The sequence below is a fragment of the Streptomyces sp. AA4 genome, from assembly GCF_000158875.1.
GTDB lineage: Bacteria > Actinomycetota > Actinomycetes > Mycobacteriales > Pseudonocardiaceae > Amycolatopsis.
The window spans coordinates 257,324-278,503 of sequence record NZ_GG657746.1; the positions used below are offsets into that span (position 1 = coordinate 257,324).

22 protein-coding genes are annotated in these 21,180 nt (G+C 69.3%); 20 read left to right on the top strand and 2 right to left on the bottom strand.

Going from position 1 to position 21,180, the window contains the following annotated elements; translation table 11 throughout:
* Window position 1: 1 nt before the first annotated feature.
* The 4 genes from SSMG_RS01255 (at window position 2) to SSMG_RS01270 (ending at window position 3,158) form a co-directional block, all read left to right on the top strand.
* On the top strand, window positions 2–358 hold the full coding sequence (locus SSMG_RS01255) for a hypothetical protein (RefSeq protein WP_009072026.1): 357 nt from the start codon (window positions 2–4) through the stop codon (window positions 356–358).
* 91 nt (window positions 359–449) lie between these two features.
* On the top strand, window positions 450–1,967 hold the full coding sequence (locus SSMG_RS01260) for a M1 family metallopeptidase (protein WP_009072028.1): 1,518 nt from the start codon (window positions 450–452) through the stop codon (window positions 1,965–1,967).
* Window positions 1,968–2,024: 57 nt separating this feature from the next.
* Window positions 2,025–2,684 carry a hypothetical protein gene (locus tag SSMG_RS01265; RefSeq protein WP_050788105.1) on the top strand — a complete coding sequence of 220 codons (660 nt, stop codon included), beginning with the start codon at window positions 2,025–2,027 and terminating at the stop codon, window positions 2,682–2,684.
* Window positions 2,685–2,693: 9 nt separating this feature from the next.
* Window positions 2,694–3,158, top strand: a complete 465-nt coding sequence (locus SSMG_RS01270) for a DUF3592 domain-containing protein (RefSeq protein ID WP_009072032.1) — start codon at window positions 2,694–2,696, stop codon at window positions 3,156–3,158.
* Between the two features lie 81 nt (window positions 3,159–3,239).
* On the opposite strand, the gene SSMG_RS01275 is transcribed toward SSMG_RS01270, so the two are convergent.
* On the bottom strand, window positions 3,240–4,073 hold the full coding sequence (locus tag SSMG_RS01275) for an inositol monophosphatase (protein WP_009072033.1): 834 nt from the start codon (window positions 4,071–4,073) through the stop codon (window positions 3,240–3,242).
* 176 nt (window positions 4,074–4,249) lie between these two features.
* Between SSMG_RS01275 and SSMG_RS01280 the strand changes: the two genes are divergently transcribed.
* Entirely contained in the window at window positions 4,250–5,368 is a 1,119-nt protein-coding gene (locus SSMG_RS01280) for a glycosyltransferase family 1 protein (RefSeq protein ID WP_009072036.1), read from the top strand.
* 3 nt (window positions 5,369–5,371) lie between these two features.
* Window positions 5,372–6,475, top strand: a complete 1,104-nt coding sequence (locus tag SSMG_RS01285) for a glycosyltransferase (protein WP_009072037.1) — start codon at window positions 5,372–5,374, stop codon at window positions 6,473–6,475.
* 68 nt (window positions 6,476–6,543) lie between these two features.
* On the opposite strand, the gene SSMG_RS01290 is transcribed toward SSMG_RS01285, so the two are convergent.
* Window positions 6,544–7,002 (bottom strand): MarR family winged helix-turn-helix transcriptional regulator, encoded by a 459-nt coding sequence (locus SSMG_RS01290; protein WP_037712194.1) that lies wholly within the window; start codon window positions 7,000–7,002, stop codon window positions 6,544–6,546.
* A gap of 81 nt (window positions 7,003–7,083) precedes the next feature.
* Here SSMG_RS01290 and SSMG_RS01295 point away from each other — a divergent pair, with 81 nt between their 5' ends.
* The 14 genes from SSMG_RS01295 (at window position 7,084) to nuoK (ending at window position 21,178) form a co-directional block, all read left to right on the top strand.
* Window positions 7,084–7,740, top strand: a complete 657-nt coding sequence (locus tag SSMG_RS01295) for a hypothetical protein (protein WP_009072043.1) — start codon at window positions 7,084–7,086, stop codon at window positions 7,738–7,740.
* A 10-nt stretch (window positions 7,741–7,750) separates the two neighbouring features.
* Complete coding sequence (locus SSMG_RS01300; protein ID WP_009072045.1) at window positions 7,751–8,440, top strand: demethylmenaquinone methyltransferase; 690 nt, start codon at window positions 7,751–7,753, stop codon at window positions 8,438–8,440.
* A 64-nt stretch (window positions 8,441–8,504) separates the two neighbouring features.
* Entirely contained in the window at window positions 8,505–9,797 is a 1,293-nt protein-coding gene (locus SSMG_RS01305) for a geranylgeranyl reductase family protein (protein WP_037712197.1), read from the top strand.
* A gap of 634 nt (window positions 9,798–10,431) precedes the next feature.
* On the top strand, window positions 10,432–10,842 hold the full coding sequence (locus SSMG_RS01310; protein WP_037716414.1) for an NADH-quinone oxidoreductase subunit A: 411 nt from the start codon (window positions 10,432–10,434) through the stop codon (window positions 10,840–10,842).
* Window positions 10,843–10,846: 4 nt separating this feature from the next.
* Window positions 10,847–11,395 (top strand): NADH-quinone oxidoreductase subunit B family protein, encoded by a 549-nt coding sequence (locus SSMG_RS01315; protein ID WP_009072052.1) that lies wholly within the window; start codon window positions 10,847–10,849, stop codon window positions 11,393–11,395.
* A 6-nt stretch (window positions 11,396–11,401) separates the two neighbouring features.
* Window positions 11,402–12,163 carry an NADH-quinone oxidoreductase subunit C gene (locus SSMG_RS01320; protein ID WP_009072054.1) on the top strand — a complete coding sequence of 254 codons (762 nt, stop codon included), beginning with the start codon at window positions 11,402–11,404 and terminating at the stop codon, window positions 12,161–12,163.
* A gap of 2 nt (window positions 12,164–12,165) precedes the next feature.
* A complete protein-coding gene (locus SSMG_RS01325) occupies window positions 12,166–13,491 on the top strand; it encodes an NADH-quinone oxidoreductase subunit D (RefSeq protein WP_199786128.1) in 1,326 nt (441 codons plus the stop codon).
* On the top strand, window positions 13,488–14,351 hold the full coding sequence (nuoE, locus tag SSMG_RS01330; protein ID WP_009072058.1) for an NADH-quinone oxidoreductase subunit NuoE: 864 nt from the start codon (window positions 13,488–13,490) through the stop codon (window positions 14,349–14,351). The genes SSMG_RS01325 and nuoE overlap by 4 nt, the downstream gene beginning before the upstream one ends.
* Window positions 14,351–15,634 carry an NADH-quinone oxidoreductase subunit NuoF gene (gene nuoF / locus SSMG_RS01335; RefSeq protein WP_009072060.1) on the top strand — a complete coding sequence of 428 codons (1,284 nt, stop codon included), beginning with the start codon at window positions 14,351–14,353 and terminating at the stop codon, window positions 15,632–15,634. The genes nuoE and nuoF overlap by 1 nt, the downstream gene beginning before the upstream one ends.
* The gene (locus SSMG_RS01340) at window positions 15,631–18,135 is read left to right on the top strand and encodes an NADH-quinone oxidoreductase subunit G (protein ID WP_009072062.1); all 2,505 of its coding nucleotides are present in this window, start codon (window positions 15,631–15,633) and stop codon (window positions 18,133–18,135) included. Before nuoF ends, SSMG_RS01340 begins: the two co-directional genes overlap by 4 nt.
* Window positions 18,136–18,221: 86 nt before the next feature.
* Window positions 18,222–19,478 carry an NADH-quinone oxidoreductase subunit NuoH gene (gene nuoH, locus SSMG_RS01345; RefSeq protein WP_286157014.1) on the top strand — a complete coding sequence of 419 codons (1,257 nt, stop codon included), beginning with the start codon at window positions 18,222–18,224 and terminating at the stop codon, window positions 19,476–19,478.
* Window positions 19,465–20,007 (top strand): NADH-quinone oxidoreductase subunit NuoI, encoded by a 543-nt coding sequence (nuoI, locus tag SSMG_RS01350; protein ID WP_037712199.1) that lies wholly within the window; start codon window positions 19,465–19,467, stop codon window positions 20,005–20,007. The genes nuoH and nuoI overlap by 14 nt, the downstream gene beginning before the upstream one ends.
* Window positions 20,004–20,882, top strand: coding sequence for an NADH-quinone oxidoreductase subunit J (locus SSMG_RS01355; protein ID WP_037712201.1), 879 nt, complete (start codon window positions 20,004–20,006; stop codon window positions 20,880–20,882). The genes nuoI and SSMG_RS01355 overlap by 4 nt, the downstream gene beginning before the upstream one ends.
* Window positions 20,879–21,178: an NADH-quinone oxidoreductase subunit NuoK gene (gene nuoK / locus SSMG_RS01360; protein WP_033291119.1), complete on the top strand. Its 300-nt coding sequence runs from the start codon at window positions 20,879–20,881 to the stop codon at window positions 21,176–21,178. Before SSMG_RS01355 ends, nuoK begins: the two co-directional genes overlap by 4 nt.
* The last annotated feature ends 2 nt before the right edge of the window (window positions 21,179–21,180 follow it).

Here is a 21,180-nt window from a genome sequence, read left to right on the forward strand (position 1 = left end):
AATGGGGGAGTTCTTGAACGAGGCGGACCTGCGCCCGCGAGGCCGGTGGGCCTGGTTCAGCGCGGCGGTGGCGGGCCTGGCCCTGATCGGGCTGGTGTGCTCGTACTTCTCGTCGTTTCTGGTGCTGGCCGGCGACGATTGCTTCGCCGGGGACAGCCGGGCGATCTGCAGTTCCGCCGGGCAGCAGGCGGTCTTGACGCTGCCGTGGGTCGGCTGGCTCGCCGCCATCGCCGGTTCGTTCGCGATGGCCGGGCTGGCCGCGCGGCGCGGCTGGGGACCGTGGCCGGGGCTGTATGCGGGCCCGATCCTGTACGGCATTCCGATCGCCGTCGCGTGGTGGATCGCCGAATCCGGGTGATCTTCCCAGTGGGTAAGAACCCGTCGTTCGGACGTACCTGTGAAGTGCTGGCGTGGATACGTTCGGTCGCATTGGCCACCTTGGAGGAACCATGCGATCGAGAACTCGGGCCGGAATCGGGGCGGTTGCGGCTGGAGTCGCGACGGTGCTGCTGGCAGGCACCGCTTCGGCGGTCCCGGCACCGGGCGCGCCCGGCGTCGGCGACCCGTACTACCCGAACGCCGGCAACGGCGGCACCGACGTGCAGCACTACGACATCCGCGTGAGCTACCAGCCGGACACCGACGTCCTGTCGGGCACCACGACGCTGCTGCTCACCGCCACCCAGGACCTGTCGCGCTTCGACCTGGACTTCGCGCTCAAGGCGTCGGAGGTGCTGGTGAACAACCGGCCCGCGCAGTTCGCCAATCAAAACGGCGACGGCGAGCTGGTGATCACCCCGGCGCAGCCGCTGCTCAGGGGCCAGTCCGCGACAGTCGTCGTGAGCTATTCCGACAGCCCGTCGACGGAGAAGGTCGGCGGCCTGAACACGTGGAAGAAGGGCGCTTTCGGCGCGCTCGGCATCGACGAGCCGCAAAGCGCGCAGTGGTGGTTCCCCTCCAACGACCACCCGACCGACAAAGCGACCTACGACGTGTCGATCGAGGCTCCGGACGGGCTCGCCGCCATCTCGAACGGCACGCTCGTGAAGAAGACCAAGAAGCGCCCCGGCTGGACGCGGTGGAACTGGCGCAGCACGAAACCGCAGGCGACCTACCTGACGTCGTTCATCGTCGGCAAGTACGACGTGGTCCAGTCCACCACGCCGGACGGCAAACCGTTCATCACCGCCTACGGCGCGGATCTCGGCGATTCGCTCGACGCGGCCAAGGCGAGCGTGGAGCGGACGCCGGAGGTCGACGAGTTCCTGGCGTCGCAGTTCGGGCCGTACCCGTTCGAGGCCGAGGGCGGCGTCGTGACCAGCGGGATCGGCTTCTCGCTGGAAAACCAGACCCGGCCGACCTACGGCGCGCGCAACTTCGCCGCCGGCTCCAACACCACGCTGATCGCGCACGAGAACGCACACCAGTGGTTCGGCGACAACGTTTCGCTGGGCAAGTGGAGCGACATCTGGCTGAACGAGGGCTTCGCGTCCTACGCCGAGTACCTGTGGTCCGAGCACCAGGGCGAGGGCACGACCGCGGAACTCGCCCAGTACGCGTACGACTCCTACGCCGCCGACGACCCGTTCTGGCAGGTCCTGCCGGGCGACCCGGGCGAGCCGAAGCAGTTCGACCGCGCCGTCTACGACCGGGGCGCGATGGCCGTGCAGGCCCTGCGCACCACGGTCGGCGACCAGGCGTTCTTCTCGATCCTCCAGCAGTGGCAGACGGCCAAAGCGGGCAAGGCGGCGGTGATCCCGGACTTCGTGGCGCTCGCGGAGAAGGTGTCGGGCAAGCCGTTGCAGGCGCTGTTCCAGACCTGGCTGTTCACGAAGGGCAAGCCCGCGGTCGGTCCTAATGGGACGGTCGCGGCGGCGAAGGCGTTCGCGGCGGTTCCGGCGAAGCCGAAGGCGTGGGACCAGATCCAGGCGAACCACCGCGCGCTGGCGGAGGCCGGGCGGCACTGAAATTCGCTTGCTGGCCGCGGGATCCTGGAGAGTTCCGCTCTCCAGGAGGAGGATTCGGTGGCCCTGAAAGTGCGGGCGCAGCTCCGCCACGCTCGGCTCGACGGCCGGGAGTGGCGGGTGCTGCGCCCGGATCCCGCGCTGGATACCGCCGTGCTGTACGAAAACGGCCCGTGGCCGGGGATGTGCGTGGATCGCCGCGCGGCGTATCGGATCGGCGTGCTGTGGCTGCTGGCGGCACGGTCTCGGCACACGGTTATCCACCTGCCGTTGCGGGCGAGCCGCACTCCCGCCGAGCCGGAGTTCACCGGTCGTCGGCTGGACCTGGTGCTGAGCCACCACACCGCGCAGCTGCGTCCTTCGCAGTGGCCGAGGCTGCGGGCGGCGCTCGGTCCGGCCCGGCCGCACACCGTGCGGGTCCCGGCGGATCGGCGTCCGGTGGAGTGGCCGTGTTGGCGGACCCGGGACCGGCTGTACGACCGGATTCACGCGGACACGATGTTCCTCACCGGCAGCGCGGCGGTTTTCCGCCATACCGCTGAGTACTTTTTCGCTCTCGCGTTCCGTGCGCCCGGTTCGGCGCCGGGAGAGGAAACGGCGCACCACGCGTGCACGGAGCTGTACGGGTCGGCGGGAGAGCTGGTGAACAGCGACTGCCTGCACGTGCTGTACCGGGCGCACTGGCTGCCGCGTGCCCGGCTGGTCGGCGTACCCGACTAAACTCTCGGTGTGGCAGCCAGGAGGGTGAAGGCACGGCGGATCGCGTGGTTCGCGGTGCTGGGCGTCGCTGTGCTGCTCACCGTGATGTGCGTGAGCCTGGTTTTCGCCGCGTTCCGCAACGACAGCGCGATCGAGGCGCATCTGGGCACGGCCAACGCGACGGTCGAGTCGGTGGCCTTCGACCGCACCATCATCCAGTACCAGACCCCGGACGGCATCGTGCACAGTCCGGCGACCGGGGTGCTGTACCCGTCGGGTCTCGCCGCCGGTCAGCTGGTGGCGATCGAGTACGACGCGACCAACCCGGACCTGACCCGCGTCGCCGGCCGGACCGCCACGTTGACGCTGCTGCCGGTCGGGATGACGGTGCTGATCACGTGGCTGGTCGCGGGCCCGCTGCTGTGGTGGCTGCGTCGGCTGATCAAGCGGGACCGGTCCGCGGCCGCTCCGGAGCCGGTGCCCGCGAAGGTGTAGCCCGGGCGGCTCGGCACTGTCCGTGAGGGGAACCTTCACGGACTCTGAGTCCCTCAGGGTTCCCCTCACGTACTTCAGGCATCAGGTACCGGCGGTTTCCTGCCACCAGCCGAGCACCTCGTCGGCGACCCCTGGCGCGGCGACCAGCAGCCCATCCGTAGGCAAGGCGGCGTCTTCCCCGTGCTTGTCGAGCACGACCGCGCCCGCCTCGATGGCCATCGCAACTGAGCCCGCGACGTCCCATTCGTGGTAGCTGTGCAACACCGCCGCAGCCGCGTGGCCCAGTGCGACCTGGGCGATCGACAGCGCGGCCGACCCCAGCACCCGCACGCCAGCGTGGGCGGCCGCCGCGCGTTCGATGAACTCGCCCATTCCCGGCCACGGGCCCTTGCGCGCCAGTTCGGTGCAGACGATCGCGCCGGCCGTGCCCGTGCGGTCCACCAGCCTCAGCGGTTTCCCATTGGCCCGGGCGCCGCGTCCGCGCGCGGCGGCGTAGATCTGTGCCCGGTACGGGTCGGCGACGACGCCCACCACGGGGCCGCTCGCGTCGACCAGGGCGAGGCTGTACGCGCACCACGGCACGCCGGCGACGTAGTTCGCGGTGCCGTCCACGGAATCGACCACCCAGCGGTACTCCGCGACGTCCGCGCCGTGGTCCGCGCCGAATTCGTGGCCTACCACCGGGATTCCGGGGAACTCCGCGGTCAGCACGCGCCGGGTGTGCCGTTCCAGGATCCGATCGGTGTCGGTGACCCAGTCGAACGGCGAATCCAGCGTCGCCGGGTGCGCGCCGCGGCCCGCGGTCGCGGTGATCACGTCGGTGGCGTCGTTCGCCAGCCGCCCCGCGACCTCGAGCGCTCGGGAGAGCAGCCCGGGTTCCACGGGCCGCGACGGCCTGGAGGACAAGAGGGTCATGCCTGCTTAGTCTGGGCGTTCCTGGTGTCCGGGACGCGACCGGAAGATGACATGTCGTGGCGAATTCTTCGACAGTCGGCGCCGGGACGCGGACGCTGCGCAGTGTTTCGCCACCGTTGGCCGGTCGGTTACGCGGGATTGGCCCGCCCTGCCTGCGGTTTTGCGACAGTGACGCCGTGCGAGTCGCCATAGTCACCGAAAGTTTCCTGCCCCAGGTGAACGGCGTGACGAATTCCGTCCTGCGGGTCGTCGAGCACCTGGTCGAATCCGCGCACGACGTGCTGGTCGTCGCGCCGGGACCGGGTCCGGCGAGTTACCGCGGCGCTCCGGTCGTCCGCATTCCGGCGCTGGACTTCCCCGGCGTGAACTCGCTGCCGATCGGCCTGCCGACGCGCACCGTGCTGACCGCGCTGGCCGATTTCGGCCCGGACGTCGTGCACCTGGCCTCGCCGTTCGTGGTCGGCGCGCGCGGGCTCGCCGCGGCGAGACGGCTGCGCGTGCCGTCGATCGCCGTCTACCAGACCGACATCGCCGGGTTCGCCACGTCGTACGGCTTCGGCATCGGCGCGCGGGCGGCCTGGCGCTGGGTGCGCCGCCTGCACTCGCGGGCCGACCGGACGCTCGCGCCGTCGTCGGACTCGATCGAACAGCTGAAACTGCACGGGGTTCCGCGGGTGCACCGCTGGGCGCGCGGCGTGGACGTCAGCCGGTTTTCCCCGGCGCACGCGGACCCGGCGCTGCGGACGGAACTCGCGCCGAACGGCGAACTGCTCGTCGGGTTCGTCGGACGGCTCGCGCCGGAGAAGGAGGTCGACCGGCTGACCGCACTGGCCGGGATGCCGGGCGTGCGCGTGGTCGTCGTCGGCGACGGACCGGAGCTGCCGGCGTTGCGGGAACGGTTGCCTGGCGCGGCTTTCCTCGGGGCGAAGTACGGCGACGAGCTTTCGGTCGCGTACGCGAGCCTCGACGTTTTCGTGCACACCGGACCGCACGAGACGTTCTGTCAGGCGGTGCAGGAGGCGATGGCGTCCGGGCTGCCGGTGCTCGCGCCGGACGCGGGCGGCCCGAAGGATCTCGTCTTGCCGGGCCGGACCGGCTACCTGCTTCCCGCCGACCGGGAGTCGTTCGGTCCGGCGCTGGTTTCCAAGGTCGACGACCTGCGGGACGCGGCGTTGCGGACCCGGCTGGGCGAGAAGGCGCGGAAAGTGGTCCTGGGCCGGACGTGGCCCGCGGTGTGCCGGGAGCTGGTCCGGCACTACGAAGCGGTGCAGGGCCGAGTCGCGCGTGCGGCTTGAGCCATGCACATCGTCCAGCTGGCGAACTTCTACGGACCTCGGTCCGGCGGGTTGCGGACCGCGCTGAACCACCTCGGCGCGGGGTACGTCGCGAGCGGTCATCGCGTGACGCTGGTCGTGCCGGGCCGGCGGTACGCGGTGGAAACCCTGCCGAGCGGGGTGTGCCGGTATTCGTTGCCTGCCTTGCAGATTCCGGGCACCGGCGGCTATCGCGCGGTGGATCCGCAGCGGGTCCGTTCGGTGTTGCGGCGGCTGGAGCCGGATCGGCTGGAGGTGTCCGACCGGCTGACGTTGCGGGGCATGGGCGTCTGGGCGCGGCGCAACGGCGTGCCCAGCACGGTGATCTCGCACGAGCGGCTGGACCGGTTGCTGGAGCAGTTTTTGCTGCCCGGGGCGATGGCCCGGCACGTCGCGGACGTCGCCAACCGGCGAATGGCGGCGTCGTACGACACGGTGGTGTGCACGACTGCCTTCGCGCACGCGGAGTTCGAACGGATTGCCGCGCCGAACGTCCGGCGGGTGCCGTTGGGGGTCGATCTGGCGACCTTCGCGCCGTCGATGCGGGATTCCGGGTGGCGGTCGACGCTGGCCGGCGGAGCGGACGCCCTGATTGTCCATTGTGGGCGGTTGTCGCCGGAGAAACACGTTGAGCGGAGCGTGGATACGGTCGCCGAGCTGACGGAATCCGGGGCCAGGGTGCGGTTGGTGATCGCGGGCGACGGACCGCGGCGGCGAGCGTTGGAAAGGCGGGCTCGGGGGTTGCCGGTGACGTTCCTGGGTTTTCTGTCCGGGCGCGGAGAAGTGGCTCGATTGCTGGCCAGCGCGGACGTTTCGCTGGCGCCGGGTCCACATGAGACATTCGGGCTGGCGGCGTTGGAGGCACTCGCTTCGGGGACGCCGGTGGTGGTTTCGGCGTCGTCGGCGCTGCGGGAGATCGTGCGGCCCGGGTGCGGGGCGGCGGTGGACGATCACGCGCCCGCCTTTGCCAGCGCGGTGACCGGATTGCTGGACAGCCCGGAGGAGCTCCGACGAGCGGCCGCGAGGGCGCGGGCGGAGGAATTCGCCTGGCCGAACTCGGTGCGGGGAATGCTCGCCGCACTCGGCTGACGCTGCGGAAGGTCCGTGAAGGACTCCTTGAGGGAATCAGATTCCCTCAAGGAGTCCTTCACGGACGACTAGCCGCGGTAGCCGGGGTGGATGCCGGGCGTGAGGCCGCGGTCCTCGGCCACTCGGGCCAGCAGGTCGCGCAGGGTCGCACGTTCCTCTGTGGACAGTGCGGACATCAGCTCGTCCTCGTGCGCCGCGGCGGCTTTGCCCAGTTCGGCCATCGTTTCCTGGCCTTTGTCGCTGAGGAAGACCGCGTAGAGACGGCGGTCCTGCGGATTGCGGCGGCGTTCGATCAGGCCTTGCTGCTCCAGGCCGTCGACCAGGGCGACCAGCCGGGTCGGCGGCGTGCCCAGTTCCGCGGCCAGCACCTGCTGGCTTTCGCCGGGCCGCCGCGCGATCGCGCGAAGCAGTCCGGTCTGCGGCGGGGTCAGGCCCAGGTCCGCGACGCGTTCGGCGAAGCGCTGGGTCGCGTGGGCGCCCAGCTGGGCCAGGAGGAAGGCGCTGCCGAAGGCCGGGGGTCCTTGCATGCCCTGAACCGTATCGCTTGACAATCCATTACACCAGTGTAATCGTTATAGTAGTGAAACTAATTGACCTGGAGGTTTGCCATGACGACCGTGACTCGGCAGCAGAGCGGCCCGCCGTTGCTGGCACCGGCGCTCGCGTTCGGGGTGCTGACCGTCGCGTCGGCGGTGCTCGGGGCGGCGGGGACGCGGCCGGATTCCAGCGCGGCTGAGGTCGCCGCGTATCTCGTCGGCAACCAGGGCGTCGTGCGGCTGCTCGCGTTCGCGGTGTTCGGCGCGTCGGTTCCGTTGGCGATTTGGGCCGCGACGGTCTATCGCAGACAGCGGCGGCTCGGGGTCGCGGCTCCAGGTGCGGTGATCGGGCTGACCGGCGGCCTGCTGGCCGCGGCCGCGCTCGCGATGAGCGGGCTGATCACCTGGACCGCCGCGCAGTCCAGCGAGACGCCTGCGGTGGCGCGGGCGCTGACCAGCCTCGCGTTCGCGTCCGGCGGCCCGGGCTTCGTGGTGCCGCTGGCGTTGCTGATCGCCGGGCTCGCGGTGCCGGCGTGGTTCCTGAACCTGTTGCCGCGCTGGATGTCGATCGCCGGGCTGGTCGTCGCCGCGGCGGCGGTGCTCGCCTCGCTGTCGCTGCTGGCCCCGGCGCTGTATCCGCTGATCCCGGTCGGCCGGTTCGGCGGGCTCGTCTGGCTGGTCGCGGCCAGCGTCCTGCTCCCGCGCGACCGCGCGGCACGGACGGACTAATCTCGGTCCCATGCCCCGAGCGAGCCTGGACAAGGATCCGCACGAAGTCGCCGCGATGTTCGACGGCGTCGCGTCCGGTTACGACCGCGCGAACTCGTTCATGACGTTCGGGTTCGACCGGCGCTGGCGCACCACCACGGCGCGCGTGCTGGACGCCAAACCGGGGGAGAAGGTGCTCGACCTGGCGGCGGGCACCGGGGTGTCCACCGTCGAGTACGCACGCGGCGGAGCCTGGTGCCTCGCCGCCGACTTCTCCGTCGGGATGCTCAGGGCGGGGCTGCACCGGAAGGTGCCGATGGTCGCCGCGGACGCGATGTGCCTGCCGTTCGCCGACAACAGCTTCGACGCCGTCACCATCTCGCTGGCGCTGCGGAACTTCGTCGACACCAAGGGCGCGCTCGCCGAGATCCTGCGGGTGGTCAAACCGGGCGGCCGGCTGGTGATCTGCGAGGTGTCGACGCCCACCTTCGCCCCGATCCGGTTCGTCTACCGGCGGTTCATCCTCAAGCTGCTCACCTGGGTCGGCAGCCGGTCCTCGACCAACCCCGAGGCCTACTCCTACCTGGCCGAATCGATGCTCGCCTGGCCCGATCAGCGCGGGCTCGGCGAGATCATCGCGAGCGCCGGATGGACCGAGGTGGAGTGGCTGAACCTCACCTTCGGCGTCGTCGCGATCCATCGCGCGCGCAAGCCTGCCTGACTCCGCCTTCCTCCCCTCCACCGCCCTCAATGGAGTGGCTGCGCCACGCTGTATTTTCGAGTGCATGACGACTTCGCGCCGCAGCCCGGACCACGACGCCGAAGTGATCGTGGTCGGGGCGGGACCGGCTGGTTCGACCGCGGCCACGTATCTCGCCCGGGCCGGGGTGGATGTGTTGCTGCTGGAGAAGACCGTCTTTCCGCGCGAGAAGGTCTGCGGGGACGGGCTCACGCCGCGGGGTGTGAAGCAGTTGATCGATCTTGGGCTGGACACCAGTGAAGAGGCTGGCTGGGTGCGTAGCCGGGGGCTGCGGATTCTGACCGGGGATCTGACGCTGGAGTTCGATTGGCCGGATCTCACTGATTACCCGCCGTATGGGGTGTCGCGTACTCGGCAGGACTTTGACGACCTGCTGGCCAAGACCGCGGTGAAGGCTGGGGCGCGGTTGTACGAGCGGACCACCGTTACCGGGGCGATTACCAACGCGTCTGGCCGGGTTGTCGGGGTCGAGGCGAAGGTTGGGCCGGAGAAGACTCCCGTCAGTTATCGGGCGCCGTTGGTGCTGGCTTGCGACGGGGTGTCGGCTCGGCTGGCGTTGAGTGTCGGGATCGACAAGAACGAGAAGCGGCCGATGGGGGTCGCGGTCCGGCGGTATTACAAGAGTCCCAAGCATGATGATCCGTTTATCGAGGGTCATCTTGAGTTGTGGGACCGGTCTGATCCTCGGGATCCCAAGTTGTTGCCCGGCTACGGCTGGGCGTTCCCGCTCGGCGACGGGACGGTCAACGTCGGGCTGGGGATGTTGTCTACGTCGGCGGCTTTTCGAAACACCGATTACCGGGCGTTGTTGCGGCAGTGGCTCGATGGCACGCCCGAGGAGTGGGGCTATCGCGAGGAAAATGCCATCGGCAAGGTCGGTGGAGCTGGGTTGCCGATGGGGTTCAACCGGACGCCGCATTACCGGAACGGTTTGCTGTTGCTCGGCGACGCGGGCGGCATGGTGAGTCCGTTCAATGGCGAGGGGATTTCCGCGGCGATGGAGTCTGCGCAGCTTGCGGCTGAGGCGGTCGTGCAGGCGTTGGCTCGGCCGGAGGGGCCCTCTCGGGAACGCGCGCTGGAGGGGTATCCGCGGGCTGTTGCCGAACTGATGGGCGGGTATTACCGGCTGGGGAATGTGTTCGCCAAGTTGATTGGGAAGCCGAAGATCATGCACGCGGCTACCAAGTACGGGTTGCGGGTCAACAAGATTTTGCCCTTGGTGTACAAGGGGCTTTCCGGGTGTTACGACGCTCGGGGCGGGGATGGGGTGGATCGGTTGATCTCCGCGTTGGCTCGGGTTACGCCTAGTCCTCGGTGAAACTCCGGGGGGCGGGTGGCTCGTCGCCTGGCGGCGACATTGCGCCTCGGTGTGGAGGCGGGCACCCCGATTTTTTAGTGTGACTACGGCGCTGGGGTGCTTGTCAAGGCGGGAAAGATGCCTTGACAAGCACCCCAGCGCCGTGTTTTTGGCTTCGTATCGGGGGCGGGGGAGGTGTGGGTGCCCCGCGTTGGGTGTATCTGTGCGGTTGGTGGGTTACCCGGGTGGAGCAATGGGTTGTCCGGCCGGTCAGTGTGATACGTCACAAGATCGAGTCCGCTGTCTGGCTTGGCGCGGTTGGTCAAGGGGGCTTTACCGCTGGTCTCGCTCGTGCGGGCGGGGGTGGGCCTGCGGAACGTGCCCTCCCTGTTAGGGCTGCCTTAGTCGGTAACCCCTCGGGACAAGAGTGTGACTCACGTCCTACACTCCCCCCATGCTTTGTGAATCGCTTCACAACCGCGACTTGTCGCTTGTGAACTATTTCACAAGCGTGCCGTGGTCCGGACACGGGCCGTAAGGGCGCCCTGACCCTCGGCGGTGTGACCCAGCTCCCTTAGGGTCGCGTCGAGGGACTCGGACCACCACCCGAGAACAACCGCAGCGGCGCGGAAAGGATGGCGAAGACCCCGTGCTGATGGTGCCCGTGCTGGCGCAGGCCGATCCCGGACCGGCGGCGCCCGGCCTCAACGTGTATCTGCCGCTCGTTCTGCTTTTCGTGCTCGCGGCGGGGTTCGCCGTGTTCTCCGTGCTGCTGGGCCCGCTCGTCGGGCCGAGCCGGTACAACCGCGCGAAGACCGCTGCTTACGAATGCGGCATCGAACCGTCGCCGCAGCCGCTGGTCGGCGGCGGCCGGATGCCGGTGGCCTACTACATCACGGCCATGCTCTTCATCCTGTTCGACATCGAGATGGTGTTCCTCTACCCGTTCGCGGTGAACGCCAACGCCCTCGGTGTCTTCGGCCTGGTGGAGATCGTGCTGTTCATCGTGACGGTCGGGTTCGCGTACGCCTACGTGTGGCGGCGCGGCGGCCTGGATTGGAACTGAACCCATGGGCCTGGAAGAAAAACTCCCCAACGGCATCCTGCTGGCCAGCCTCGAGGGACTGGTCAACTGGGCACGCAAGAACTCCCTGTGGCCGGCCACGTTCGGCCTCGCCTGCTGCGCGTTCGAGATGATGTCGGTCGGCGGTTCGCGCTACGACATCGCGCGGTTCGGCATGGAGCGGTTCTCCGCCACGCCCCGCCAGGCCGACCTGATGATCGTGGCCGGCCGGGTGACCCAGAAGATGGCCCCGGTGCTGCGCCAGATCTACGACCAGATGGCCGAGCCCAAGTGGGTCCTCTCGATGGGCGTCTGCGCCTCGTCCGGCGGCATGTTCAACAACTACGCCGTCGTGCAGGGCGTCGACCACATCGTCCCGGTCGACATGTACCTGCCCGGCTGCCCGCCGCGGCCGGAAATGCTGCTCGACGCGATCCTCAAGCTGCACGCCAAGATCCAGGACGAGCCGATCAACGCCCGCCGCGCCGCGATCCGCGCGGCCAGCGGGGCCCGTACCGAGCTGATCCCGTCCTCGATCAAGTACGCGAAGAAGTGAGCACCGGTGCCTGAGAACCCCGAAGAGACTCCCGAAACCGGCGGCCCGCAGTCCAGCGCGGAGCGGCCCGAAGCCGGACTCGAAGCGCACGGCCCCGGCGCGGCCGAACCGGTCGTCGCCGGTCGCGAGCGCAAGGGCATGTTCGGTGTCCGCGGCAGCGGGGACACCTCCGGGTACGGCGGCCTGCGGCTGCCCGCCTACAGCCCGCCGCCCGCCGAGCGCCCGTACGGCGGCTGGTTCGACGAGTTCGCCGACGAGTTCATGGCCGCCTTGGCGGACAACAAGATCCCGCCGTCCGCGATCCTCCAGACCACCGTCGACCGCGGCGAGATCACCTTCTACGTCAGCCGCGAGCACCTCGTCGACATCGCCAAGGTGCTGCGCAACGACCCGGGCCTGCGGTTCGAGATGCTGATGGCGGTCACCGGCGTCGACTACGGCGTGGACGTCCCGCAGCGGATGCACGCGGTCTACGACTTCCTGTCGATGACCTACCGCCGCCGGATCCGGCTCGAAATCACCATGGACATGGACGACCTGCACGTCCCGTCGCTGGTCCCGGTCTACGCGACCGCGGACTGGCACGAGCGCGAGGCCTACGACATGTTCGGCATCGTCTTCGACGGCCACCCCGGCCTGACCCGCATCTTCATGCCGGACGACTGGGACGGCCACCCCCAGCGCAAGGACTACCCGCTCGGCGGGATCCCGGTCGAATACAAGGGCGCGGAAATCCCGCCGCCAGACCAGCGGAGGTCGTACTCGTGACGATTAACGACGAAACGACGGAAGCCGAGTACGCGGAAGTCCGGGAAACCACCGAAGGCCCGGTCTACCACGTGTCCGGCGGCGACTGGGACGAGGTGCTCGGCGACGCCCAGCACGACGACCGCATGGTCATCAACATGGGCCCGCAGCACCCGTCGACGCACGGCGTGCTCCGGCTCGTGCTGGAGCTGGAAGGCGAGCGGGTCACGCAGCTGCGCGCGGTCGTCGGCTACCTGCACACCGGCATCGAGAAGAGCGCGGAGTTCCGCAACTGGACCCAGGGCGTCACCTTCGTGACGCGCGCGGACTACCTCGCCCCGCTGTCCAACGAGATGTGCTACTGCCTCGGCGTCGAGAAACTGCTGGGCATCAAGGCCCCGCCGCGCGCGGAACTGCTGCGCGTGCTGCTTCTCGAGCTGAACCGGATCACCTCGCACCTGGTGTTCATCGCGACCGGCGGCATGGACCTCGGCGCCACCACCGCGATGACGCTCGGCTTCCGCGAGCGCGAAGAAGCCATGCACCTGCTCGAGTACCTGACCGGCCTGCGGATGAACCACGCGTTCATCCGGCCCGGCGGCCTCGCCCAGGACTTCCCCGAGGACTGGACCGAGAAGGTCCTCGACTTCTGCAAGATCATGGACAAGCGGCTTCCGCTGTACGACAAGATGTTCACCGGTCAGCCGATCTGGCGGAACCGGCTCAAGGACGTCGGCGTGCTGCCGCTCGACGCGTGCCTCGAACTCGGCGTCACCGGTCCGGTGCTGCGCGCCGCGGGCCTGCCGTGGGACCTGCGCAAGACCGAGCCGTACTCGCGCTACGACGAGATCGAGTTCGACGTGCCGACCTCGACCGACGCGGACAGCTGGGCGCGGTACCTGCTGCGGCTGGAGGAAATCCACCAGAGCCTGCGGATCATGAAGCAGGTCGTGAAGATGGCCGAGCCGGGCCCGGTCATGGTGGAGGACAAGAAGATCGCCTGGCCGGCGCAGCTGTCCATCGGCAGCGACGGCATGGGCAACTCGCTGGCGCACGTCAAGAAGATCATGGGCCAGTCGATGGAATCCCTGATCCACCACTTCAAGCTCGTCACCGAGGGCTTCCACGTGCCGCCGGGCCAGGTCTACACGGCCGTCGAATCGCCGCGCGGCGAGATCGCGGCGCACCTGGTGTCCGACGGCGGCACCCGTCCGCTGCGCGTGCACCTGCGGGAGCCGAGTTTCGTGAACATGCAGGCGATGCCCGCGATGGCCGAGGGCGGTCTGGTCGCCGACCTCGTCGTCGTGATCGCCTCGATCGACCCGGTTCTGGGGGGAGTTGACCGATGACGAACCCGACCGCAGTCCCGGAGCCGGGACCGCACGACGCGACGAAGACGTACGCCGCGGCAGGTTCGGACACCGATGTCGCGGCGATCGCGCCCGACCCGGCGGTTGCCGAGGGCATCCTCGCCGACGCGCCCGCGGCGGACGTGTTCGACGCCGACACGCACCGCGAGGCGAAGGAAATCATCGCCCGCTACCCGATGTCGCGTTCGGCGCTGCTGCCGATGCTGCACCTCGTGCAGTCGGTGCAGGGCTACGTGAGCCAGGAGGGCATCGCCTTCTGCGCGCGGCATCTCGACCTGACCGACGCCGAGGTCACCGCGGTCGCGACGTTCTACACCATGTACAAGCGCCGTCCGTGCGGCGAGCACCTGGTGAGCGTCTGCACCAACACGCTGTGCGCGGCGCTGGGCGGCGACGACATCTACCGGAAGCTCCAGACGCACCTCGGTTCGGCGGAAAAGCCGCTGGGGCACGAGGAAACCGCGGGCACGCCGGGCGAACCGGGCTCGATCACCCTGGAACACGCGGAATGCCTCGCGGCCTGCGACCTCGGTCCGGTCCTCCAGGTGAACTACGAGTACTTCGACAACCAGACGCCGGAGCAGGCGGTCGCGCTCGTCGATGCGTTGCAGGCAGGCAAAAAGCCCGCCCCGACGCGCGGTGCGGCGCTGACCGACTTCAAGGGCGCGGAGCGGCAGCTCGCCGGGTTCTGGCCGGAGGACGAGGCCGCTTACCGCAGTGCGGTGGACGGCCCGTCGCAGGCGGTCGAGACCCTGCGCGGCGCGCAGCTGGCGGCCGACCGCGGCTGGTCCGCCCCGGGCATGCAGGACGTCCCACTGCCTGAAGTGGAGAAGAAGTAATGGCCGATCCCATCACTCCGGTCCTCACGAAGCGCTGGCTGTCCCCGGAATCCTGGCGCATCGAAACCTACGAGGCGCTCGAGGGCTACACCGCGGCGCGCAAGGCGCTGGCCGCCACGCCCGAGCAGCTCGTGCAGGTGGTCAAGGACTCCGGCCTGCGCGGCCGCGGCGGCGCGGGCTTCCCGGCGGGCGTGAAGTGGTCGTTCATGCCGCCCAACGAGGACAAGCCGCACTACCTGGTGATCAACGCCGACGAGGGCGAACCCGGTACCTGCAAGGACATTCCGCTGATGATGGCGGACCCGCATTCGCTCATCGAGGGCTGCATCATCGCCTCGTACGCGATGCGGTCGCACCACTGCTTCATCTACGTCCGCGGCGAGGCCCTGCACTGCATCCGCCGGCTCAACGCGGCCGCGCGCGAGGCGTACGCGAAGGGCTACCTCGGCAAGAACATCTTCGGCAGCGGCTGGGATCTCGAGCTGACTGTGCACGCCGGCGCCGGCGCGTACATCTGCGGCGAGGAAACGGCGTTGCTGGACTCGCTCGAAGGCCGGCGCGGCCAGCCCCGGCTCAAGCCGCCGTTCCCCGCGGCCGCCGGTCTGTACGCGGCGCCGACGACGGTGAACAACGTCGAGACCATCGCGAGCGCGTCGTACATCATCAACGCCGGTTCGTCGTGGTTCCGCGAGATGGGCCGCGAGAAGTCGCCCGGTCCGAAGATCTACTCGATCTCCGGTCACGTCGAGAAGCCCGGCCAGTACGAATGCCCGCTCGGCACCACGCTGCGCGAGCTGCTGGAGCTGGCCGGCGGCATGAAGGACGGCATCCCGCTCAAGTTCTGGACGCCGGGCGGTTCGTCGACGCCGATGTTCACCGCCGAGCACCTCGACGTCCCGCTCGACTTCGAGGGCGCGGCCGAGGCCGGTTCGATGCTCGGCACCACCGCGGTCCAGGTCTTCAACGAGACCGTTTCGGTGCCGTGGGCGGTCATGAAGTGGACGCAGTTCTACGAGCACGAGTCCTGCGGCAAGTGCACGCCGTGCCGCGAAGGCACGTACTGGCTGGCGCAGATCCTGGAGCGGATGGTCGAGGGCCACGGCACCGAGGAGGACATCGACACCCTCCTGGATGTGTGCGACAACATCTTCGGCCGTTCGTTCTGCGCACTCGGCGACGGCGCGGTGTCGCCGATCCAGAGCGGCATCAAGTACTTCCGGGACGAGTTCCTGGCCTTGTGTGAGAGCAACAAGCGCGAGTTGGTGGGAGCGCAGGCATCATGACGATCGCGCCCGACAAGCCGGAAACGGCTGAAACCCCCGTCCCCGAGGGCTACGTCAAGCTGACCATCGACGGCGAAGAGGTCATCGCGCCCAAGGGCGAGCTGCTGATCCGCACCGCCGAGCGGCTCGGCACGAGCATCCCCCGGTTCTGCGACCACCCGCTGCTCGACCCGGCGGGCGCGTGCCGCCAGTGCCTGGTCGAGGTCGAAATGGGCGGCCGTCCGATGCCGAAGCCGCAGGCCTCGTGCACGATGACGGTCGCCGACGGCATGGTGGTCAAAACGCAGCTCACCTCGCCGGTCGCGGACAAGGCGCAGCAGGGCGTGATGGAGCTGCTGCTCATCAACCACCCGCTCGACTGCCCGATCTGCGACAAGGGCGGCGAATGCCCGCTGCAGAACCAGGCGCTCGCGCACGGCCGCGCGGAATCGCGGTTCGTCGACACCAAGCGCACGTTCCCGAAGCCGCTGCCGATCTCGTCGCAGGTGCTGCTGGACCGGGAACGCTGCGTGCTGTGCCAGCGCTGCACCCGGTTCTCCGACCAGATCGCCGGCGACCCGTTCATCGCGCTGCTCGAACGCGGCGCGCACCAGCAGATCGGCACCGCGGAAACCGCCGACGTGCTCGACCTCGCCTCCCGCACCACCGGCGGCGAGCCGTTCCAGAGCTACTTCTCCGGCAACGTGATCCAGATCTGCCCGGTCGGCGCGCTCACCAGCGCGGCGTACCGGTTCCGGTCGCGGCCGTTCGACCTGGTGTCGGCGCCGAGCGTGTGCGAGCACTGCTCGTCCGGCTGCGCCGAGCGCACCGACTTCCGGCGCGGCAAGGTCCAGCGCAAGCTGGCCGGCGACGACCCGGAGGTGAACGAGGAATGGCTGTGCGACAAGGGCCGCTTCGCGTTCCGCTACGTGCAGGCCGGTGACCGGATCCGCCGTCCGCTCGTCCGCAACGCCAGCGGCGAGCTGGAAGAAGCGTCCTGGACCGACGCGCTCCGGATCGCCGCCGCCGGGCTGCTGAAGGCCCGCGAGGGCAAGGGCGGCGCGGTGCTCACCGGTGGCCGGCTGACCGTCGAGGACGCCTACGCGTACTCGAAGTTCGCCCGGATCGCCTTGCGCACCAACGACATCGACTTCCGCACCCGTGCGCATTCGGACGAGGAGCTGGCGTTCCTCGGGTCGACCGTCGTGGGCACCACGCCGGAGACCGGCGTGACGTTCAGCGAGATCGAGAACGCCCGCACGGTGCTGTGCGTGGCGTTCGAGCCCGAGGACGAAGCGCCGATCGTGTTCCTGCGGCTGCGCAAGGCGGCCCGCAAGAACCGCACCCGCGTTGTCCACTTGGGACAGTGGACGACCTCCTCGGTGCGCAAGACCTTCGGCGAACTGCTGGCCTGCGTACCCGGCGGCGAAGCGGCAGCGGTGGACGGCATCGCGCAGCACGCGGCCGACGTCGACGCGGCGCTCAGCGGCGAGGGCGCGGTGATCCTGGTCGGCGAGCGGGCCGCGGAAATCCCCGGCCTGTTCTCCGCGCTGCTGCGGCTCACCGCCCGCACCGGGGCCCGGCTGGCGTGGATCCCGCGCCGTGCCGGCGACCGGGGCGCGCTCGAAACCGGTTGCGTGCCAACGCTTCTGCCGGGCGGCCGTTCGGTCGCCGACGAGGCGGCCCGCGCCGAGGTCGGCAAGCAGTGGGGCGCCGAGCTTCCGGCCGAACCGGGCCGCGACGTCACCGGCATCCTGCAGGCCGCTTCGGGCGGGCAGCTGGACGCGCTGGTGGTCGGCGGCGTCGACCCGAACGACCTGCCGGACCCGGACCTGGCCCGCCGCGCGCTCGACAACGTCGGCTTCGTGGTCAGTCTGGAACTGCGGGCGAGCGAGGTCACCGAACGGGCCGACGTGGTCCTGCCGATCGCCCCGGCGGTCGAGAAGTCCGGCAGCTACCTCAACTGGGAGGGCCGCCGCCGGGAATTCGACATCACGCTGGAGGGCACCGGTTCCCTTTCCGACGGCCGGGTGCTCGACACCCTGGCCGTCGAGATGGACGCCGACCTGTTCACCCAGACCCCGGCCGCCGCGGCCGCCGATTTCGCTCGCCTGGGCACCCGCCCCAATGTGGCATTGGGTGCATCTGACGCACCGAACGCCACATTGGGTGCGTCTCACGCACCCAATGCCACATTGGGGCGCTCTGAACCGGGGCCAGGGCAGGCGGTGCTCGCCACCTGGCGGCAGCTGATCGACAACGGCTCGCTGCAGGACGACGAACCGCACCTCAAGGGCACCCAGCGGCCGCCGGTCGCGCGGCTTTCGGCCAAGACCGCCGAAGGGCTCGGCGCGACGGTCCGGGTGTCGAACGAGCGCGGGTCGATCACCCTGCCGGTCGAGGTCGCCGACCTGCCGGACGGCGTCGTGTGGCTGCCCGGCAACTCCGACGGCTCGGCCGTCCGCGCCGCACTCGCCGCCGGACACGGCGCGCTCGTGCAGATCTCCGGAGGTGACCAGTGAGCCCGCAGCTCACGCAGTTCCTCGCCGCGTACCCGGACGCGGCGGAACGCGCCCGGCTCCTCGCCGACGACCCGTGGTGGCTCGTCCTGATCAAGGCGGTCGTGGTCCTGCTGATCGGGCCGGTCCTGACGATCTTCCTGATCGTGTGGGAGCGCAAGGCGATCGGCCGGATGCAGAACCGGCCCGGCCCCAACCGGGTCGGCCCCGGCGGCTACCTGCAGTCGCTCGCCGACGCGATCAAGCTCCCGTTCAAGGAGCAGATCATCCCGGACACCGCCGACCGCAAGGTGTACTTCCTCGCCCCGGTGCTGTCTGCGGTCCCCGCGCTGATCGCGCTGTCGGCCATCCCGTTCGGCCCGGTCGTCTCGATCTTCGGGCACCGGACGGTGCTGCAGCTGATGGACCTCCCGGTCGGCGTGCTGGTGATCCTCGCCTGCTCGTCGGTCGGCGTGTACGGCATCGTGCTGGCGGGCTGGTCGTCCGGTTCGCCGTACCCGCTGTTCGGCGGCATGCGCTCGGCGGCGCAGGTGATCTCCTACGAGATCGCGATGGGCCTGTCGATCGTCGCGGTGATCCTGTACTCCGGTTCGCTGCAGACCTCGGAAATCGTGCAGGCGCAGGCGCACGGCTGGTACTTCTACATGCTCATCCCGAGCTTCGTGATCTACGTGATCTCGATGGTCGGCGAGACGAACCGCGCGCCGTTCGACCTCCCGGAGGCCGAATCCGAGCTGGTCGGCGGGTTCCACACCGAGTACAGCTCGATGAAGTTCGCGATGTTCTTCCTCGCCGAGTACGTCAACATGGTGATCGTCTCGGCGTTCTGCACGACGCTGTTCCTCGGCGGCTGGCGGTTCCCGTTCGTCGGCGACGATTCGCCGCTGAACCAGAACTGGTGGCCGGTCCTCTGGTTCTTCGCCAAGACCTTCATCCTGCTGTTCGGCTTCATCTGGCTGCGCGGCACGCTGCCCCGGCTGCGCTACGACCAGTTCATGCGGCTGGGCTGGAAGGTACTGGTCCCGGTCAACCTGGTGTGGATCGTGGTCGTGGTCGCGATCAAGACGATCCAGTGGAGCTGGCCGCAGATCCTCGTCGGCGTCGGCATCGTGCTGGTGGTGCTCGTGCTGCTGAGCCTCGCGCTGCCGGACAAGAAGCTGCCCGAATCGGACTACGTGGACCTGGCCGGAAGCGGCTATCCGCTGCCGCCGCTCGACCTGCGGGTCCCGGACGCGACGCCCCGGCAGAAGGCGCTGGCCAAGGCGGAGGCGAAGGCCGCGCGGCGCAAGCCGGCCAGTGTCGCCGCGACGGCCGCACAGGAAGGAACGGAAGATGGCGGCAACTGACTTCCTCAATCCCATCAAGGGATTCGGCGTCACCTTCGGGATGATGTTCAAGAAGGTCGCGACCGAGGAGTACCCCGAGGCGGGCGCCCCGGCCGCCCCGCGCTACCACGGCCGCCACCAGCTCAACCGGCATCCGGACGGGCTGGAGAAGTGCGTCGGCTGCGAGCTGTGCGCGTGGGCGTGCCCGGCGGACGCGATCTTCGTCGAGGGCGGCAACAACACCGACGAAGAGCGGTACTCGCCGGGCGAGCGCTACGGCGCGGACTACCAGATCAACTACCTGCGCTGCATCGGCTGCGGCCTGTGCATCGAGGCGTGCCCGACCCGGTCGCTCACCATGACCAACTTCTACGAGCTGGCCGACGACGACCGGCAGCGGCTCATCTACACCAAGGAAGACCTGCTCGCCCCGCTGCTGCCGGGCATGGAGCAGCCGCCGCATCCGATGCGGCTCGGCGACAACGAGCAGGACTACTACGTGAACGGTCCCGAGCTGGCCGCTCAAGCGCAGCGGGAGGCGAAGAAGTGATCGCCGCCCTTCTCGCGCAGGCCCCGGCGGCCAGCGTCGACGCTTCGGTGACGACCGGCGAGGCCATCGCGTTCTGGATCCTCGGCCCGCTCTCGCTGCTGGGCGCGCTCGGGATGATCTTCTCCCGCAACGCCGTGCACTCGGCGCTGTGGCTGGTGCTCACGATGCTGACGCTCGGCGCGCTGTACATGACTCAGTCCGCGCCGTTCCTCGGGTTCACCCAGATCATCGTCTACACCGGCGCGATCATGATGCTGTTCCTGTTCGTGCTGATGCTGGTCGGCCGGGACAGCTCGGACTCGGTGGTCGAGGTGCTGCGCGGGCAGCGGCTCGCCGCCGGGGTGCTCGGCATCGGGCTCGCCGCGCTGATCGCCGCGGGCGTGTTCCGCGCGATGGCGAACGTGACCCCGGCCAAGCCGCTCGACCCGTACCAGCAGACCGGCGGCGGGCCCGGCGGCCTCGGCCGGTTGATCTTCACCCAGTACCTGTTCCCGTTCGAGCTGACCTCGGCGCTGCTGATCACCGCCGCGCTCGGCGCGATGGTGCTCGCCTTCACCGGCCGCAGCGGCAAGAGCAAGCTCTCCCAGCGCGAACTGGTCAAGCTGCGCTTCCAGGGCAAGCACGACCGCCCGTCGCCGCTGCCCGGACCCGGCGTGTTCGCCACCGCCAGCTCGGTCTCCACCCCGGCGCTGCTGCCGGACGGTTCGGTCGCGCCGGAATCGCTGTCGGAGATCATCGAATCCACCTCGGCGATCCGGCTCATGCGCGAGCGCAAGCTCATCGCGGACGAGGGCCCGAAGCCCGACGCGCACGCACTGGTCGGCGGTTCCGAAAAGGCCGCGCCGGCCGAGGAAGAAGAGGGGGAAGGAAAGTGACCCCGAGCTACTACCTGCTGCTGTCCGCGCTGCTGTTCTGCATCGGCGCGGTGGGGGTGCTGGTCCGCCGCAACGCGATCGTCGTGTTCATGTGCATCGAGCTGATGCTGAACGCGGTGAACCTGACCCTGGTCACCTTCGCCCGCATCAACGGCGGGCTGCACGGCCAGGTGATGGCGTTCTTCGTGATGGTGGTCGCGGCCGCCGAGGTCGTGGTCGGACTGGCGATCATCATGGCCATCTTCCGCACCCGCCGCTCGGCCTCGGTCGACGACACGAACCTGCTGAAGTACTAAGG

Coding starts and splice junctions, on each gene's coding strand:
- SSMG_RS01305 (WP_037712197.1), top strand. CDS start 8,505: ATGACGACTTCGCGCCGCAGCCCGGACCACGACGCCGAAGTGATCGTG.
- SSMG_RS01285 (WP_009072037.1), top strand. CDS start 5,372: ATGCACATCGTCCAGCTGGCGAACTTCTACGGACCTCGGTCCGGCGGG.
- SSMG_RS01255 (WP_009072026.1), top strand. CDS start 2: ATGGGGGAGTTCTTGAACGAGGCGGACCTGCGCCCGCGAGGCCGGTGG.
- SSMG_RS01315 (WP_009072052.1), top strand. CDS start 10,847: ATGGGCCTGGAAGAAAAACTCCCCAACGGCATCCTGCTGGCCAGCCTC.
- SSMG_RS01260 (WP_009072028.1), top strand. CDS start 450: ATGCGATCGAGAACTCGGGCCGGAATCGGGGCGGTTGCGGCTGGAGTC.
- SSMG_RS01300 (WP_009072045.1), top strand. CDS start 7,751: ATGCCCCGAGCGAGCCTGGACAAGGATCCGCACGAAGTCGCCGCGATG.
- nuoF (WP_009072060.1), top strand. CDS start 14,351: ATGGCCGATCCCATCACTCCGGTCCTCACGAAGCGCTGGCTGTCCCCG.
- SSMG_RS01275 (WP_009072033.1), bottom strand. CDS start 4,073: ATGACCCTCTTGTCCTCCAGGCCGTCGCGGCCCGTGGAACCCGGGCTG.
- SSMG_RS01310 (WP_037716414.1), top strand. CDS start 10,432: ATGGTGCCCGTGCTGGCGCAGGCCGATCCCGGACCGGCGGCGCCCGGC.
- SSMG_RS01290 (WP_037712194.1), bottom strand. CDS start 7,002: ATGCAAGGACCCCCGGCCTTCGGCAGCGCCTTCCTCCTGGCCCAGCTG.
- nuoI (WP_037712199.1), top strand. CDS start 19,465: ATGGCGGCAACTGACTTCCTCAATCCCATCAAGGGATTCGGCGTCACC.
- nuoE (WP_009072058.1), top strand. CDS start 13,488: ATGACGAACCCGACCGCAGTCCCGGAGCCGGGACCGCACGACGCGACG.
- SSMG_RS01295 (WP_009072043.1), top strand. CDS start 7,084: ATGACGACCGTGACTCGGCAGCAGAGCGGCCCGCCGTTGCTGGCACCG.
- SSMG_RS01340 (WP_009072062.1), top strand. CDS start 15,631: ATGACGATCGCGCCCGACAAGCCGGAAACGGCTGAAACCCCCGTCCCC.